This window comes from Streptomyces sp. NRRL F-6492, assembly GCF_001280125.1.
Classification (GTDB): Bacteria; Actinomycetota; Actinomycetes; order Streptomycetales; family Streptomycetaceae; genus Streptomyces.
The window spans coordinates 1-13,016 of record NZ_LGEG01000273.1 but is presented as its reverse complement, the minus strand read 5'-3'; the positions used below and the strand labels follow the sequence as shown (position 1 = coordinate 13,016).

Below are 13,016 nucleotides of genomic sequence, written 5' to 3'. Positions count from 1 at the left end.
GGACAACGGAACCGAGCGACCGGCGGAGGGGTGACGTACCCAAGCGGGAGCCCGTCGAACCGCGCGTCGCGCAACCGTCAGACGATCGCACCGTCCACGAAGCACCAGCGCCACCGCTCGCCCGGCTCGAAGGTCCGCATCACCGGGTGCCCGGTCGAGGAGAAGTGCGCCGTCGCGTGCCGCCCTGCCGAGGAGTCGCAGCACCCCACGTGTCCGCAGGTCAGGCAGAGCCGCAGCTGGACCGGATGCGTTCCGTCCGCCAGGCACTCGGGGCAGGTGTCGGTCAGCGGCGCCGGTTCGGGGCGCGGCAGTTCGGCAAGGTGCGGGCACTCGCTCATGATGGCCAGGTTACGTTGCCGTACGGGACGAGAGGGCGGGCGGGCGGGCATGGACGCACTGCAACTGGTGGGACTGGTGGCGGCGAGCGCCGCGATCGCGGGGGCGGCCCGCCGGACCCCGGTGCCCGCCCCGCTGCTCCTGGTCGCCGCCGGCCTCGCCGCCTCGTACGTCCCGGGCGTCCCCGACTACACGCTCGACCCGCACGTCGTGCTGCCGCTGATCCTGCCCCCGCTCCTCTACACGGCCGCCGTCGACTCCTCCTACCTCGACCTGCGGGCCAACGCCCGGCCCGTCGCCCTGCTCTCCGTCGGGTACGTCCTCTTCGCCACCGTGGCCGTCGGCTGGCTCGCGTACGTCCTCGTGCCCGACCTGCCGCTCACCGCCGCCCTCGTGCTCGGCGCGGTGATCGCCCCGCCGGACGCGGTCGCCGCCACCGCCATCGCCCGCAAGCTGGGCCTGCCGAACCGGATCACCACGATCCTCCAGGGCGAGTCCCTGGTGAACGACGCGACCGCGATCACCGCCTACAAGGTCGCCCTCGCGGCGGCCGTCGGCGAGGGCGTGAGCTGGGCCGGCGGGATCGGGGAGTTCGCGCTCGCGGCCGTCGGCGGCGTCGGCGTCGGCCTGGTCCTGATGGTCCCCATCCACTGGCTCCGCGTCCACCTGCGGGACTCCCTGCTCCGGAGCATCCTCTCGCTCCTCATCCCCTTCGTCGCCTACGCGGCCGCCGAGGAGGTCGGCGCCTCCGGGGTCCTCGCCGTCGTCGTGGTCGGCCTCTTCCTCGGCCACCGCGCCTGGCAGGTCGACTTCGCGACGCGGCTCCAGGACGAGGCCGTGTGGAAGATGGTGGCCTTCGTCCTCGAATCCGCCGTCTTCGCCCTGATCGGCCTCCAACTCCCGTACGTCGTCCAGGGGCTCGGCCGGTACGGCGTCGGCGAGGCGGCCGGGTACGCGGTCGGCGTCTTCGTCGCCGTGGTCCTCGTCCGCTTCGTCTGGGTCTATCCGGCGACCTTCCTGCCCCGGTGGCTTTCCGCCCGCGTCCGGGAGCGGGAGCCGGGGGTGGACTGGCGGGCTCCGCTCGTCGTCGGCTGGGCCGGCATGCGCGGAGTGGTCTCGCTCGCCATCGCCTTCTCCATTCCCGTCGTCGCCGACGGCGAGGAGTTCCCGGCCCGCAACCTGGTCCTCTTCCTCACCTTCACCACCGTGATCGGCACCCTGGTGGTGCAGGGCCTGACCCTGCCGCCCCTCATCAGGCTCCTGAAGCTCCCCGGCCGCGACCGGTACGCCGAGACGCTGGCCGAGGCGCAGGCCCAGAGCGAGGCCTCGCGGGCCGCCGAGGAGCGCCTCGACGCGCTGCTCGCGGACGAGCGCAACGCCCTGCCGCAGCCCCTCGCCGACCGGCTGCGCACCGTACTGGAACGGCGCCGCAACGCGGTCTGGGAGCGGCTCGGCTCGGTCAACGAGACCACCGGGGAGACCGCCGACGACACCTACCGGCGCCTCTCGGGCGAGATGATCGACGCCGAGCGGGAGGTCTTCGTGCGGCTCCGCGACGAGCGCCGGATCGACGACGAGATGATGCGCACCCTGCTCCGCCGCCTCGACCTGGAGGAGGCGGCCGCCTACCGCGAGGAGGCGGACGGCTGAACCCCGTCCGGGGCGCCCGTGACCACCGCCGCGATCCGGGTGCCCGCGGCGAACGCGCCCTCCTCGGCCAGGGTCACGAGACCAAGAAGCATTTTGGCCACATACAGTCGCTCGATGGCGAGTTCATGCCGTTCTTCGAAGTCCTGTGTGAACGCCTCCAGAGCCGGGGACACGCGCGCGTAGCCCCCGCCGTGGAAGCGCTCGTCCAGGGACCAGTCGCCGCGCGGGCCGCCGAACGCCGCCTTCTGGAGGGCGCGGACCTCCCCGCCCAGGAAGCCCCCCTTGAGGACCGGGAAGCCGAGGGCCCGCTGCCCGGGGGCGAGACCGGCCGCCAGACCGGCCAGGGTGCCGCCCGTGCCGCAGGCGACGGCCACCGCGTCCGCCGCCCCGGCGAGCTCCCGGCCCAGCTCCGCGCAGCCGTGCACGGCGAGCGCGTTGCTGCCGCCCTCCGGGACCACGTACGCGCCCGCGGGGGCGCGTTCCAGGAGCGCCGCGAGGACGGCGGGATCGTTCTTCGCGCGGTACGTGGCCCGGTCCACGAACTCCAGGCGCATCCCGTCCGCCGCGCACCGCGCGAGGGAGGGGTTGAGCGGGCGCCCGGCCAACTCGTCGCCCCGGACCACCCCGACCGTGGGGAAGCCGAGCAGCCGGCCGGCCGCCGCCGTCGCCCGCAGGTGGTTGGAGTACGCCCCGCCGAAGGTGAGCACGGGCCGCCCGGCCGCCGCGTCCAGGTTGAGCGCGAGCTTGCGCCACTTGTTGCCCGGCAGGTCCGGGTGGATGAGGTCCTCGCGCTTCAGGAGCAGCGTGAGGCCGCGCCTGGCGAAACGTTCGTCCTCCACCGGCTCCAGGGGCGAGGGGAGCCGGGGCCGCAGCCGGGAGAGGTCGAACGCGTTCACCGGGCCATTGTGCCGCCGGGCCGGGCGCGGGGCGGCGCAGGGCGGGCGGAGGCGCGCGATGGCGGAGGGCGGGCGGAGGCGGAGGGCGGCCGGAGGCGCGGCGGAGGGCGGGCGGAGGCGCGGGTCACCGCATCCGCTCGGCGATCCGCTCTCTCATGGAGGCCATCGTGAAGCCTCTCGGGTCCGACTTGCCCGGCTGCCACTCCAGGTGCCCGATGACCGACCGGTGGGTCCAGCCGTGCACCCGACACACGGCCGCGGCCGCCTTCGCGATGGCCTCCAGCTGCACCTTCGGCCACGGGTCCACGCCGTCCCCGAGGTTCTCGCACTCGAAGCCGTAGAAGTGCCGGTTGCCGTCCGTGGTGGCCTCGTCGTCCCGTGGCAGGCGCCGCTCGGCGATGACCGCCCGGAGCACCTCGTCGTCGCCGAGCCCGGCATGGTTGGCACGGCCGTGGCCGACGAGGTGGACCGTGCCGTCCTTGGCGATCACGCCGTGGCAGAGCGGCCCCGGCAGGCCCGCGTAGCCGTCCCGGCAGATGCGGACGGTGCCGGCGGTGCCCCGGGTCACGGTGTGGTGGATCATCACGCCGTGCACCGGGCCCCAGGGGCCCTTGTGGTTGCGGTTGTGGGTGCGCCAGTCGCCGACCTGGACGACCGCGAGGCCCTCGTCGCGCAGTGCCGTGAGGAACCTGTTCGCGGACATGGGCGCAGCCATGGCTGACTCCTTCCGGAGGACGGGTGGGGTTCCGGAGTACCGGAGTCCGCCCCTCCGTCGCCATCCGTTCGGACCGTGTGCGAGCCGATCCGGACAGGGGCCGGAGGGGCTGCCGTGGCTCGACTGTCCGGATGGAAAACCAGTGACATGCCCCGAAGATCTTCGAACAGTCCCACTCGATTGTGTAATGGCGCCGACACGCTGAGTACTGAAAGGCTTCTCTCGCAACTCAGTCATACGAGAGGGAGTTCCATGTCCGTAGGTTCGGTTGGCGACGAGGTCCTCGCGGAGCAGCAGGCGCCGCAGCAGAGTCTCGGCACCGCCGCCGCGCGGAACCTCGCCACGACCACCAAGTCGGCCCCGCAGATGCAGGAGATCACCTCCCGGTGGCTGCTGCGGACGCTGCCGTGGGTCCAGGTGCAGGGCGGCACGTACCGGGTGAACCGGAGGCTCAGCTACTCCGTGGGGGACGGGCGCGTCACCTTCGTCCAGACGGGCGAGCGCGTCGCGGTGATCCCCGCCGAACTCGGCGAACTCCCCGCCCTGCGCGGTTACGAGGACGAGGGCGCGCTGTCCGAGCTGGCGTCCCGCTGCACCCAGCGGGACTACGCGGCGGGCGAGGTCATCGCCGTCGCGGGCGCCCCCACGGACCGGGTGTACCTCCTCGCCCACGGCCGGATCGAGCAGATCGGCGAGGGGCCCTACGGCGACGAGGCCGTCCTCGGCGTCCTCGCCGACGGCGCCTACCTCGGCGAGTCCGCCCTGATCCGCGAGGACGCCACCTGGGAGTGGACCGCCCGCGCCGCCACCGCCTGCACGGTCCTGGAGCTCACCCGGGCCGACGTGCGCAACCTCGCGGACCGGGCCGGCTCGCTCGCCACCCACCTCGAGACCGTCGCCGCCCTGCCCGAGCAGCGCACCAACAAGTACGGCGAGGCCGCCATCGACCTCTCCGCCGGCCACGTCGGCGAGGCCGTCGTCCCGCACACGTACGTGGACTACGACGCCTCGCCCCGCGAGTACGAGCTGAGCGTCGCCCAGACCGTGCTGAAGGTCCACAGCCGGGTCGCCGACCTCTACAACCAGCCGATGAACCAGACCGAGCAGCAGTTGCGGCTCACGGTCGAGGCACTCCGCGAGCGCCAGGAGTACGAGCTGGTCAACAACAAGGAGTTCGGCCTCCTCTCCAACTGCGACTACGGGCAGCGGATCCAGCCCCACGACGGCGCTCCCGGCCCGGACGACATGGACGAGCTGCTCTCCCGCCGCCGGGGCTCGAAGATGTTCCTCGCCCACCCGCGCGCCATCGCCGCCTTCGGCCGCGAGCTCAACAAGCGCGGCCTGGTCCCCGAGACCATCGACATCAACGGCAACCGCATCCCGACCTGGCGCGGCGTGCCGATCTACCCGTGCAACAAGATCCCGGTCTCGGACGCCCGCACCACCTCGATCATCTGCATGCGCACCGGCGAGGCCGACCAGGGCGTGATCGGCCTGCACCAGACCGGCATCCCCGACGAGATCGAGCCCAGCCTCTCCGTCCGCTTCATGGGCATCGACGAGCAGGCGATCATCTCCTACCTGGTCACCGCCTACTACTCGGCCGCGGTCCTCGTCCCGGACGCGCTCGGCGTCCTGGAGAACGTCGAGGTCAGCCGCTGGCGCTGAGCCCGTGACGCCCGGGGGGCGGGGGAGTGGACCCTCCCGCCCCCCGGGCGCTCCCGGCCCGTCGCGGCGGACGACCGCCGTGCAGGACGCGAAGGAAGAGACCGTGACCATGACCAGCGCGGATGCCGCCACCGGCGGCCAGGGGGCCGTCAGGCTCCTGAACCGGACGCGGACGGCCGTCCAGCCCCAGCTCCGCTCGACCGTCGAGACCCTGCCCGGTTCCATACGGCGGGTGGCGATGTACCACTTCGGCTGGGAGCACGCCGACGGCAGCCCGGCCGCCGAGCAGGCGGGCAAGGCCATCCGGCCCGCCCTCGTCCTCGCCGCCGCCCGCGCGCTCGGCGCCGAGGAGTCCCGGGCCGTGAAGGCCGCGGCCGCGGTGGAGCTCGCCCACAACTTCACCCTGCTCCACGACGACATCGTCGACGGGGACCCGACCCGGCGCCACCGGCCCACCGCCTGGACGGTCTTCGGCGTCCCGGACGCGCTGATCGCGGGCGACGCGATGAGCGCGCTCGCCCTGCGGCTGCTCGCCGAGGACCCGCACCCCGCCTCGGCGGCCGCCTCCGCGCGCCTCGCCGCCTGTGTCATCGAGCTCTGCGCGGGACAGCAGGCGGACTGCGCCTTCGAGCGGCGCGGCCCGCGCGAGGTCTCCCTCGACGAGTGCGCGGCCATGGCCACCGCCAAGACCGGCGCGCTGCTCGGCTGCGCCTGCGCCCTCGGCGCGCTCTACGCCGGCGCGGGCGAGGAGGAGGTCGCGGCGATGGACGCCTTCGGCCGGGAGGCGGGGCTCGCCTTCCAGCTGATCGACGACCTCATCGGCATCTGGGGGGACCCGGAGCGCACGGGCAAGCCGGCCGGGGCCGACCTGGCCGCCCGCAAGAAGTCGCTGCCGGTGGTGGCGGCGCTCACCTCCGGGACCCCGGCGGGGGAGGAGCTGGCCGAGCTGTACTCCAGGCCGGCCCTCGACGCGGCGGGGGTGCGGGCGGCGGCGGACGCGGTGGAGCGGGCCGGCGGGCGCGACTGGGCGCAGGCCCAGGCGGCCGAGCGCATGGGCCGCGCCGTCGAGTACCTGGCACAGGCGGTTCCGGACCCGGCGGCCGCGGGGGACCTGCTCGCCCTGGCGGAGTTCGTCACCCGGCGCACGCGCTGAGTTCCGTCCCGGCGCCCGGGGCGGTCACGTCTCGGGGACGACGCGGGTGACCACGGTCTCGATCAGGGCGTCCAGGTTCCGCTCGCCGTGCAGGTCGGGGACGGTGAAGTGGTCGAGCAGCAGCCCGGTGAGGGCGAAGTAGAGCAGCCGGACCGTGTCCGCGTCCCCGGGCATGCCGGAGTCGAGGTGCAGCCGGATGTTCTCGTCGAGGTCGGAGCGGAGCACCCCGGTGAGCCGGCTCCGCAGCTCGGGACGGCGCACGGCCTCCAGCCGCAGCTCGAAGAGCCCCAGGTAGCAGGCGCGTTCGGCTGCCATGCGCCGGGCGAGCCAGCGCATCAGCTCGACCACCAGCTCCCTGCTGGGCGCGGGCCGCACGGCGGTGTCGACGGAGTCGGGGGCCGGGGTCAGCCGGACGAAGATCCGGTCGGCGACCTGGGAGAGCAGCAGGTCCCGGTCGCTGAAGTAGTTGGACGAGGTGCCCGTGGGGACTCCGGCCCGGGTGTCGACCGCCCGGAAGGTCAGACCGCGGGCGCCTTCGTCCGCCAGTACCTCGATCGCGGCGTCGAGCAGGGTCGTACGGCGTTCCGGGTTTCTCGCCACGTGGGGCTCCCTCCGTGCTGAGCGTGTGCGCATCGACGATAGGGCTTGCGCAACCACTACAAGTGAAGCACTATAACTGTCGTGGTTGCGAAAGCGGCCATGTCCGAGCCCCCGAAGGAAGAGGACCGGTTTGCGCAAGCTCACCTACTACATCGCCTGCACCATCGACGGCTTCATCGGCGACCCCGAGGGCGACGCCACCTCCATGTACAAGTACGTGGACGAGGCGTACCTCCGGTGGATGAACGCCGCATACCCGGAGACGGTCCCCACCCAGGGTCGGGAGGCCCTCGGCATCGACAACCCCAACGAGCGCTTCGACACCGTGATCCAGGGGATGGGGTCGTACCGGCTCGCCCTGGACATCGGCGTCACCAGCCCCTACAACCACCTGCGCGAACTCGTCGCCACCCGCTCCCTGGCCGAGTCGCCCCACCCGAACGTCGAGCTGATCCCCGACGACCTCGTCGGCCGCGTCCGCGAACTCAAGGCCGAGGAAGGCCCGCTGGACATCTGGCTCTGCGGCGGCTCCACCGTCGCCGGTGAACTCGTCGACGAGATCGACGAACTGATCATCAAGACCTATCCGCAGGTGTACGGCACCGGCATGCCGATGTTCGGCGCCGGTTTCGAGCCCCGGGACTTCGAACTGGACGACGTCCAGGCCTTCGACAACGGCGTGCTCGTCCGCCGGTACTCCAGGAAGCGGTAGCGCCCGCCTACGGAGGCGGGCTCGGGCGGGCCGTCCTACCCTGGAGACATGGATGACGAGGCGTCTCGCACGTCGCGGGACCCGCTCGCCGAGCACCCCTGCCCGGCCTGCGGCGGACCGCGCGCCACGCTGGCCACCCGGCACAAGGTCCTCGGGGCCTGGGTGCCGGAATGGACGGTGCAGCCCTGCCGCGACCCGGAATGCCGGCTCTCCGAGGAGCACGAGGGTGCGGGTCACGGCGCCACGGGTAACAAGGGCGCGGGGCACGGGGGTGCGGAAGCCGCGACACCGCACGTGACCGGCAAGGGCGCCGAGACCGGGAGAAGTCCGGCCCCGGGGTGACCGGACGCGCGGTGGAGCCGGTCATACCGCTACAGTCCGCGCATGTCATCGGAGTCGACGGAAGTCTGGACCGGCTGGTACCGGGACCGCAGCGGCGCGGAAGCGATCGTCATCACGGCCGACGGGCGCCATGTGGCCGTCCGGATCAGGGGGACCGAGTACGCGGGCGAGAGCTTCGCCGGACTCGCCGCCGCGGACGGACAGGCCCTCACCGGCTGTGTCCTGGAATGGGACCTGCCGCTCCCCGTCGTCGTGGACGGTGTCTCCCAACCGGCCACGCTGAGCTGTCTGCTGACGCTCGGCGAGCGTCCCGACCTCAGCCTCGCGCTGCACTACGGCGGCGCCGCCTTCGAGGCGTGCGTCGCGGGGGGCGACTTCGCGGGAGCCCTCGACCGGGTCCGGCGCCAGCTGCCGCCCGGCGCGGACTTCGGCCGCCGGCTCCTCCAGCCGGCCTGACGGGCCGCGAGCCCCGGGAACGGCGACGGGGACAGCGACGGGAACGGCGGCGCCCGGGGAGGGACGCCGCCGCCGTGCTCGTACCCCTGGCGCGTCAGCCCTTGAAGGCCGAGGCGAGGCCGTAGCGCCACAACTGGTCGACGCGCGCCCGCTCCTGCGCGTTCGGCTGGGCGTTCCGGCAGGACGTGCCGGGGCCGCCGCCCGACATCAGCTCGCTGCACGGACCGCTGTAGCGGTCCGGGAGGCCGAGGACGTGCCCGGTCTCGTGGGCGGTCACCCGGGTCGAGTCGTACTGCTGGTTCTGCCGGTAGTCGAGGAAGATGTAGCCGCCGCCGTGGCCGTCGGTGCTGGCGTACGAGCCGCGGGAGTCGTTGCCCTCGTAGTAGCGGAAGTCGGGGTTGCTGCCCTCGACGAGCCGGACGTTCACCACCGAGCTGTTCCATATCTGGGTCGAGCGGGCGATCTGGGTGCGGAAGCTCGGCGCGTTGGCGGCGTTGTAGACGACGGTGACGGCGGCCGCGCCGGGAGCGGCGGCCCGCTTCTTCGCCACCGACTTCACGACGGCGTCGAAGAAGGCCTGGTTGGCCTTGGCCTCCTCGACCGAACCGGCGTACGCCACCTTGGCGTTGGCGGGGGACACGGCCCGGTCGTCGGGCGCGGCGGCGGCGGGCGACGCACCGAGGGAGGCGGCGAGACCGACGCCGAGGGCGGCGGTCAGCGCGGAGGTGAGGACCTTGGAACGAAGCATGGGGGGCTCCTCCTGTGTGGGGTTGGGGAGAGTCTGGGGGGAGCCGGGACGCGCGGGGATGATGTCAACCGCCGATAGCCCCACCGCATCACCTTCCTTCCCTCCGTCAACGACCTTGGAATGAAAGGTGATTGAGGGGTTCCGGGTATCTGGTGCGACTCAGGGAGCCGCCCTACCCTCGGGGCATGGAGCTGGAGGTGAGACATCTGCGCGCGCTCTGCGCCATCGCGGACGCGGGCAGCCTGCACAAGGCGGCACGTCAACTGGGCATGAGCCAGCCCTCGTTGACCACCCAGCTGCGCCGGATCGAGAACTCCCTGGGCGCCGAGCTCTTCTCGCGCGGCCGCACCGGCTGCCGCCCCACCCCGCTCGGCCGCTCGCTGCTCAGCCGGGCCCGCCCCCTGGTCGCGGACATGGCCGCGCTCGTCACCGAGACCCGGGCCGCGGCCGCCCGCACCGGCGGCTCCGGACTCCGCGTCGGCTCCACCGCCAGCCGGGCGCTCCCCGGCTGGCTGCGCCGCCTCCGCCAGCGACTGCCCGGCACCGAGGTCGGCCTGCGGGTGGACGTATCCGCCCACGCGCTGCTCCGCATGGTCGCCGCGGGCCAGCTCGACGTGGCCTTCGTGCACGAGGTGGAGGGCTGCCCCCTACAGGTCCCCGAGGGGCTCACGGGACGGGTCCTGGTCGCCCGCGAACCGCAGTTCGTCTCCATGGCCCGCGACCACCCGGCCGCCGCCCGGCCCGTCGTGGACCTCACCGACCTCGCCGACGACCACTGGATGGTCGACCCGACCATCGACGGCGAATGGGACGGCCTGCGCCGGGTCCTGCACGCCGCCGGCATCGACCCGCCGCTGCTGCACGGCGACTACCACACGGCCGCCTCGCTCATCGTCCTCGGCGAGGCCGTCGCCCCCTGCCAGCCGACCTCGGGCCCGCGCGAGGACATGGCCGTCCGCCCCCTGCGCGGCGACCCCCTGGCCGTCCGCCTCCTCCTCTACGCGCGCCCCGGCGCCCCCCTGGACGTCCTGTACGCGGAACTCGCCGCCGCCTACCGCGAGGCGGCCCTGCGCGCGGCCCCGTACCGCGAGTGGTTACGGGGGCAGGGGGCGGCGGCGGGCCTGTCGGTGGGACCGTGCCTGACGCCGGTGTGAACTGTCGGTGGGACCGTGCCTGGCGCCGGTGTGAACGGACGCGGCCGCGCCCCGGAAATCCCCGGCCCGACCGCCGTGCGCCGACGCACACTCTCCGGATGATCACCCTGCACCCGGTCCTGGAGATCCGCTCCACCGCGGGCTTCGACCTGTGGCCGGTGGCGGCCCTCGCCCCGTACGGCCTCGTGCCCCTGAACGGCGATCTGACGCCGGCCGGGGTCGGCACCGCCGTCATGAGCATCGCGAAGGCCGACGACGTCGAGGCGGAGGACGGGCCACGAAGGCCGTCGGACCCGCCGGGGCCCTTACTCCACGGCCTGCTCGCCCTGGACGACCTCTTCGTCCCCGGTGGCCTCCGGGTGACCGACACGGCGACCGGCGTCGTCCTGTCACCGGGCTGCCGCAACGGCCTGGAAGAACGCGGCGACCGGTCGGCGACCGTCGACGGCGACGGCCCGGCCTCCTTCGGCCACGACCCCTCCCCGGTGGCCGAACGGATCGGCGACCGGGTCCGCCTCACCGCCGACGCGGACCGCGAGGACGGCCCGGTGATCGACCTCCCCCTCACCGACCTGCGCCGTCTCCTCGCCACCGCGGAACACGACCTGAGGGCCTTCCTCCACCCGGCCGCCACCTGGACGACCACCCACCTGCCCACTCACGCGCCCCGGCTCCACGGGGCCCTCGCCCGAGCCCTCGACCTGCCCGGCTGATCCCCCGCCACTCGGCGGGAACCGTCCACTCCACGGGCAGGTCGAGGCTCTCGGGGGCGTGCCCGGTGCCGCGGTGCCGAGGAACATGCCTCCGGCACCGCCGGACCGGCGACGGGCGGGGCACGGCCTGATAGCCTGCGCTCTTCGCCGGGCACCCGGACGGAGTCCCCCGGCAGGTCTTCATGTCTTGTTCCGAGCAGCTCACGACGGCTCTCGAAAAATTGGATCGCGCCTTCGCCCAGGAAGAGCCCTTCCCCGTCACGGGATGCACCTACTGCTACGGCGATCGGGACTTCGCGCTGCTTTCCGGGCCGCTGGACCTCGTGGACGACGACCTGGTGACGTCGGTCGCCGCGGAGGTCCCGGACCACTGGGGCGACTTCCCCCGTCTCTACCGCCGCCTGACCCCGCGCATCGTCCGCCGGCTCGTCACCGGCCAGCTCCACGTCGACGAGGAGCTCGTCGCCTCGCGCCTGGTCCAGGCGGACTGGACCACCTGGGACGCACCCCTGGTGGAGGCCCTGCGGGATGTCTGGTCCGCCTGGTGGGAGAGCACGCTGCGTACGCCCTCCAGCCCCGTGCCCGTCACGAAGACCCTCGCCGTCGTCACCGTGACCACCGGCGGCATGCGCCCCTGGCTGGACACCTGGGCCGCGACCCGCACCCCGGCCGCCGACGAGCAGTTGGCGTACCTGGTCGACGACGTGATGTTCGAGGTCGACGTCACCGACCTGCGCATGGGCTTCTACGACGATTACGAAGCCTCCGCCGAGCTGCTGCCCTGGCTCCTCACCGACGTGCGCGACCGCGTCAGCGACGCGCGCCTCGACGACCCCCTGATCCACGAATACCTCCGGACGGCCGCCCGGCACCCCGGCTGACCTCCCACCGGCCTCCCGAAACCCCCGAGAAGGGCGGGGGCTTCGCCCCCCCGCTGGCCGGCCGGGTCGGCTGCCCGGGGGAACGCGACCGCGTCGATGCCCGGCCGGCAGGCGCTCCCGCCGTCCGGACCGACGACGGCGTCACCGGCCCCAGGACGATCACGGCGAAGGCGGCCGGGCGCCGGAGACCGGGCTGAGCGGCGAAGGTGCTGTGCTGGAGGCCGTGGGCCGCGTACCAGTTGGCGGCGAGGTCGGTCGCCATGACGGCGCAGGCGAGGTCGATCCCCCGGCGCCCGCCCCGGAGCGGGAACACGGCGGCGAGCACGTCGAACAGCGCCAGCGGCGACCAGTAGAGGTTGAGCCACCCCGGCGCCCAGACGTACGGGCGCAGACCGTGCCGGAGGAGGTCGGCGACATGGGCGGAAGCCCCGACGAAGAGCAGGACGGCCGCGATGCCGCAGGTCGACACGGCCACCCGGCGCGGGGCGCGGCGCGCCCATCCGGTCACGTCGCGGATCGTCTCACCTGTCGACGCGGCCCGTCAGGCCGTCGGTACGCGACGGCGTCCGCGGCCCGCTGAAGACGACCGCACCCGGCCCGCGATGGACGCCGTACTCGGCGGCCTGCGGACCGGGTGCGGTCGGCCGGGCGGCGCGCCCGCGAAAGTGCGGGTCGGGTCGCCCGGAGGGAGATCAGGCCTTCTTCGTCTCCTAGTAATGGGCCGGGTCGGTGACCTGCGGGGATCTTCCCTATGGGCTGTTGAACTGGCCTTTTGCTGATGGCTGGCGATGGGTCGAGATGGTCCCGATCGGGTGTTCTGCGGACTGCGTGCGGACTGCGCGTTCGGGACGTACGAAGCGTCTTGACCTGAAACTTCGATTGTTGGGGCGCTGTCAGTGAGCCTTTTCAGCGTTGCCTCTCCAGGGTGAGGATCGCGGCGGTGATCGCGCTGAGGCGGGTTGGGCTGCAGCGGGCGTGGCGGAGGATTCGCC

At 73.3% G+C, this 13,016-nt stretch carries 15 protein-coding genes; 9 read left to right on the top strand and 6 right to left on the bottom strand.

Translation table 11 applies throughout. From position 1 onward, the window contains the following. Positions 1 to 77: 77 nt before the first annotated feature. The gene (locus ADL08_RS32625) at positions 78 to 338 is read right to left on the bottom strand and encodes a UBP-type zinc finger domain-containing protein (RefSeq protein WP_053649478.1); all 261 of its coding nucleotides are present in this window, start codon (positions 336 to 338) and stop codon (positions 78 to 80) included. Positions 339 to 387: 49 nt separating this feature from the next. Between ADL08_RS32625 and ADL08_RS32620 the strand changes: the two genes are divergently transcribed. Then, positions 388 to 1,986, top strand: coding sequence for a Na+/H+ antiporter (locus ADL08_RS32620; protein ID WP_053649477.1), 1,599 nt, complete (start codon positions 388 to 390; stop codon positions 1,984 to 1,986). Here ADL08_RS32620 and ADL08_RS32615 read toward each other — a convergent pair. After that, positions 1,962 to 2,882: a 1-aminocyclopropane-1-carboxylate deaminase/D-cysteine desulfhydrase gene (locus ADL08_RS32615; protein WP_053649475.1), complete on the bottom strand. Its 921-nt coding sequence runs from the start codon at positions 2,880 to 2,882 to the stop codon at positions 1,962 to 1,964. The two genes, ADL08_RS32620 and ADL08_RS32615, sit on opposite strands and share 25 nt — an antisense overlap. 124 nt (positions 2,883 to 3,006) lie before the next feature. Beyond that, positions 3,007 to 3,597, bottom strand: coding sequence for an N-acetylmuramoyl-L-alanine amidase (locus tag ADL08_RS32610; protein WP_199837143.1), 591 nt, complete (start codon positions 3,595 to 3,597; stop codon positions 3,007 to 3,009). 252 nt (positions 3,598 to 3,849) lie between these two features. On the opposite strand from ADL08_RS32610, the gene ADL08_RS32605 reads away from it, so the two are divergent. Together ADL08_RS32605 and ADL08_RS32600 are read left to right on the top strand one after the other, a co-directional pair. Then, the gene (locus ADL08_RS32605) at positions 3,850 to 5,265 is read left to right on the top strand and encodes a family 2B encapsulin nanocompartment shell protein (protein WP_053649471.1); all 1,416 of its coding nucleotides are present in this window, start codon (positions 3,850 to 3,852) and stop codon (positions 5,263 to 5,265) included. 109 nt (positions 5,266 to 5,374) lie between these two features. Beyond that, positions 5,375 to 6,418, top strand: coding sequence for a family 2 encapsulin nanocompartment cargo protein polyprenyl transferase (locus ADL08_RS32600; RefSeq protein WP_199837144.1), 1,044 nt, complete (start codon positions 5,375 to 5,377; stop codon positions 6,416 to 6,418). A gap of 24 nt (positions 6,419 to 6,442) precedes the next feature. Here the strand turns inward: ADL08_RS32600 and ADL08_RS32595 are convergent, their stop codons facing one another. Continuing rightward, positions 6,443 to 7,018 (bottom strand): TetR/AcrR family transcriptional regulator, encoded by a 576-nt coding sequence (locus tag ADL08_RS32595; protein WP_053649469.1) that lies wholly within the window; start codon positions 7,016 to 7,018, stop codon positions 6,443 to 6,445. A gap of 130 nt (positions 7,019 to 7,148) precedes the next feature. Between ADL08_RS32595 and ADL08_RS32590 the strand changes: the two genes are divergently transcribed. Genes ADL08_RS32590 through ADL08_RS32580 form a run of 3 tightly spaced genes read left to right on the top strand, consistent with a single transcriptional unit; the run spans position 7,149 to position 8,528 of the window. After that, on the top strand, positions 7,149 to 7,730 hold the full coding sequence (locus ADL08_RS32590; protein ID WP_053649467.1) for a dihydrofolate reductase family protein: 582 nt from the start codon (positions 7,149 to 7,151) through the stop codon (positions 7,728 to 7,730). Positions 7,731 to 7,778: 48 nt separating this feature from the next. Further along, entirely contained in the window at positions 7,779 to 8,072 is a 294-nt protein-coding gene (locus ADL08_RS32585) for a hypothetical protein (RefSeq protein ID WP_053649465.1), read from the top strand. 42 nt (positions 8,073 to 8,114) lie between these two features. Then, positions 8,115 to 8,528 carry a DUF6304 family protein gene (locus ADL08_RS32580; protein WP_053649463.1) on the top strand — a complete coding sequence of 138 codons (414 nt, stop codon included), beginning with the start codon at positions 8,115 to 8,117 and terminating at the stop codon, positions 8,526 to 8,528. Positions 8,529 to 8,622: 94 nt separating this feature from the next. Here ADL08_RS32580 and snpA read toward each other — a convergent pair whose 3' ends face one another. Next, complete coding sequence (gene snpA, locus ADL08_RS32575; RefSeq protein WP_053649461.1) at positions 8,623 to 9,276, bottom strand: snapalysin; 654 nt, start codon at positions 9,274 to 9,276, stop codon at positions 8,623 to 8,625. Positions 9,277 to 9,461: 185 nt separating this feature from the next. Between snpA and ADL08_RS32570 the strand changes: the two genes are divergently transcribed. The 3 genes from ADL08_RS32570 to ADL08_RS32560 all read left to right on the top strand — a co-directional run bounded on the left by ADL08_RS32570 (position 9,462) and on the right by ADL08_RS32560 (position 12,024). Continuing rightward, positions 9,462 to 10,430, top strand: coding sequence for a LysR family transcriptional regulator (locus tag ADL08_RS32570; protein ID WP_199837142.1), 969 nt, complete (start codon positions 9,462 to 9,464; stop codon positions 10,428 to 10,430). Between the two features lie 98 nt (positions 10,431 to 10,528). Beyond that, positions 10,529 to 11,143, top strand: a complete 615-nt coding sequence (locus ADL08_RS32565) for a hypothetical protein (RefSeq protein WP_053649459.1) — start codon at positions 10,529 to 10,531, stop codon at positions 11,141 to 11,143. Between the two features lie 182 nt (positions 11,144 to 11,325). Beyond that, on the top strand, positions 11,326 to 12,024 hold the full coding sequence (locus ADL08_RS32560; protein ID WP_053649457.1) for a hypothetical protein: 699 nt from the start codon (positions 11,326 to 11,328) through the stop codon (positions 12,022 to 12,024). Here the strand turns inward: ADL08_RS32560 and ADL08_RS37755 are convergent. Next, positions 11,954 to 12,532: a hypothetical protein gene (locus tag ADL08_RS37755; RefSeq protein ID WP_199837141.1), complete on the bottom strand. Its 579-nt coding sequence runs from the start codon at positions 12,530 to 12,532 to the stop codon at positions 11,954 to 11,956. The genes ADL08_RS32560 and ADL08_RS37755 overlap by 71 nt on opposite strands. Between the last annotated feature and the right edge of the window lie 484 nt (positions 12,533 to 13,016).

Excerpts from the sequence above, each read along its gene's own strand:
- ADL08_RS32625 (WP_053649478.1), bottom strand. The coding sequence starts at position 338 with ATGAGCGAGTGCCCGCACCTTGCCGAACTGCCGCGCCCCGAACCGGCG.
- ADL08_RS32620 (WP_053649477.1), top strand. The coding sequence starts at position 388 with ATGGACGCACTGCAACTGGTGGGACTGGTGGCGGCGAGCGCCGCGATC.
- ADL08_RS32610 (WP_199837143.1), bottom strand. The coding sequence starts at position 3,597 with ATGGCTGCGCCCATGTCCGCGAACAGGTTCCTCACGGCACTGCGCGAC.
- ADL08_RS32605 (WP_053649471.1), top strand. The coding sequence starts at position 3,850 with ATGTCCGTAGGTTCGGTTGGCGACGAGGTCCTCGCGGAGCAGCAGGCG.
- ADL08_RS32600 (WP_199837144.1), top strand. The coding sequence starts at position 5,375 with ATGACCAGCGCGGATGCCGCCACCGGCGGCCAGGGGGCCGTCAGGCTC.
- ADL08_RS32585 (WP_053649465.1), top strand. The coding sequence starts at position 7,779 with ATGGATGACGAGGCGTCTCGCACGTCGCGGGACCCGCTCGCCGAGCAC.
- ADL08_RS32580 (WP_053649463.1), top strand. The coding sequence starts at position 8,115 with ATGTCATCGGAGTCGACGGAAGTCTGGACCGGCTGGTACCGGGACCGC.
- snpA (WP_053649461.1), bottom strand. The coding sequence starts at position 9,276 with ATGCTTCGTTCCAAGGTCCTCACCTCCGCGCTGACCGCCGCCCTCGGC.
- ADL08_RS32570 (WP_199837142.1), top strand. The coding sequence starts at position 9,462 with ATGGAGCTGGAGGTGAGACATCTGCGCGCGCTCTGCGCCATCGCGGAC.
- ADL08_RS32565 (WP_053649459.1), top strand. The coding sequence starts at position 10,529 with ATGATCACCCTGCACCCGGTCCTGGAGATCCGCTCCACCGCGGGCTTC.
- ADL08_RS32560 (WP_053649457.1), top strand. The coding sequence starts at position 11,326 with ATGTCTTGTTCCGAGCAGCTCACGACGGCTCTCGAAAAATTGGATCGC.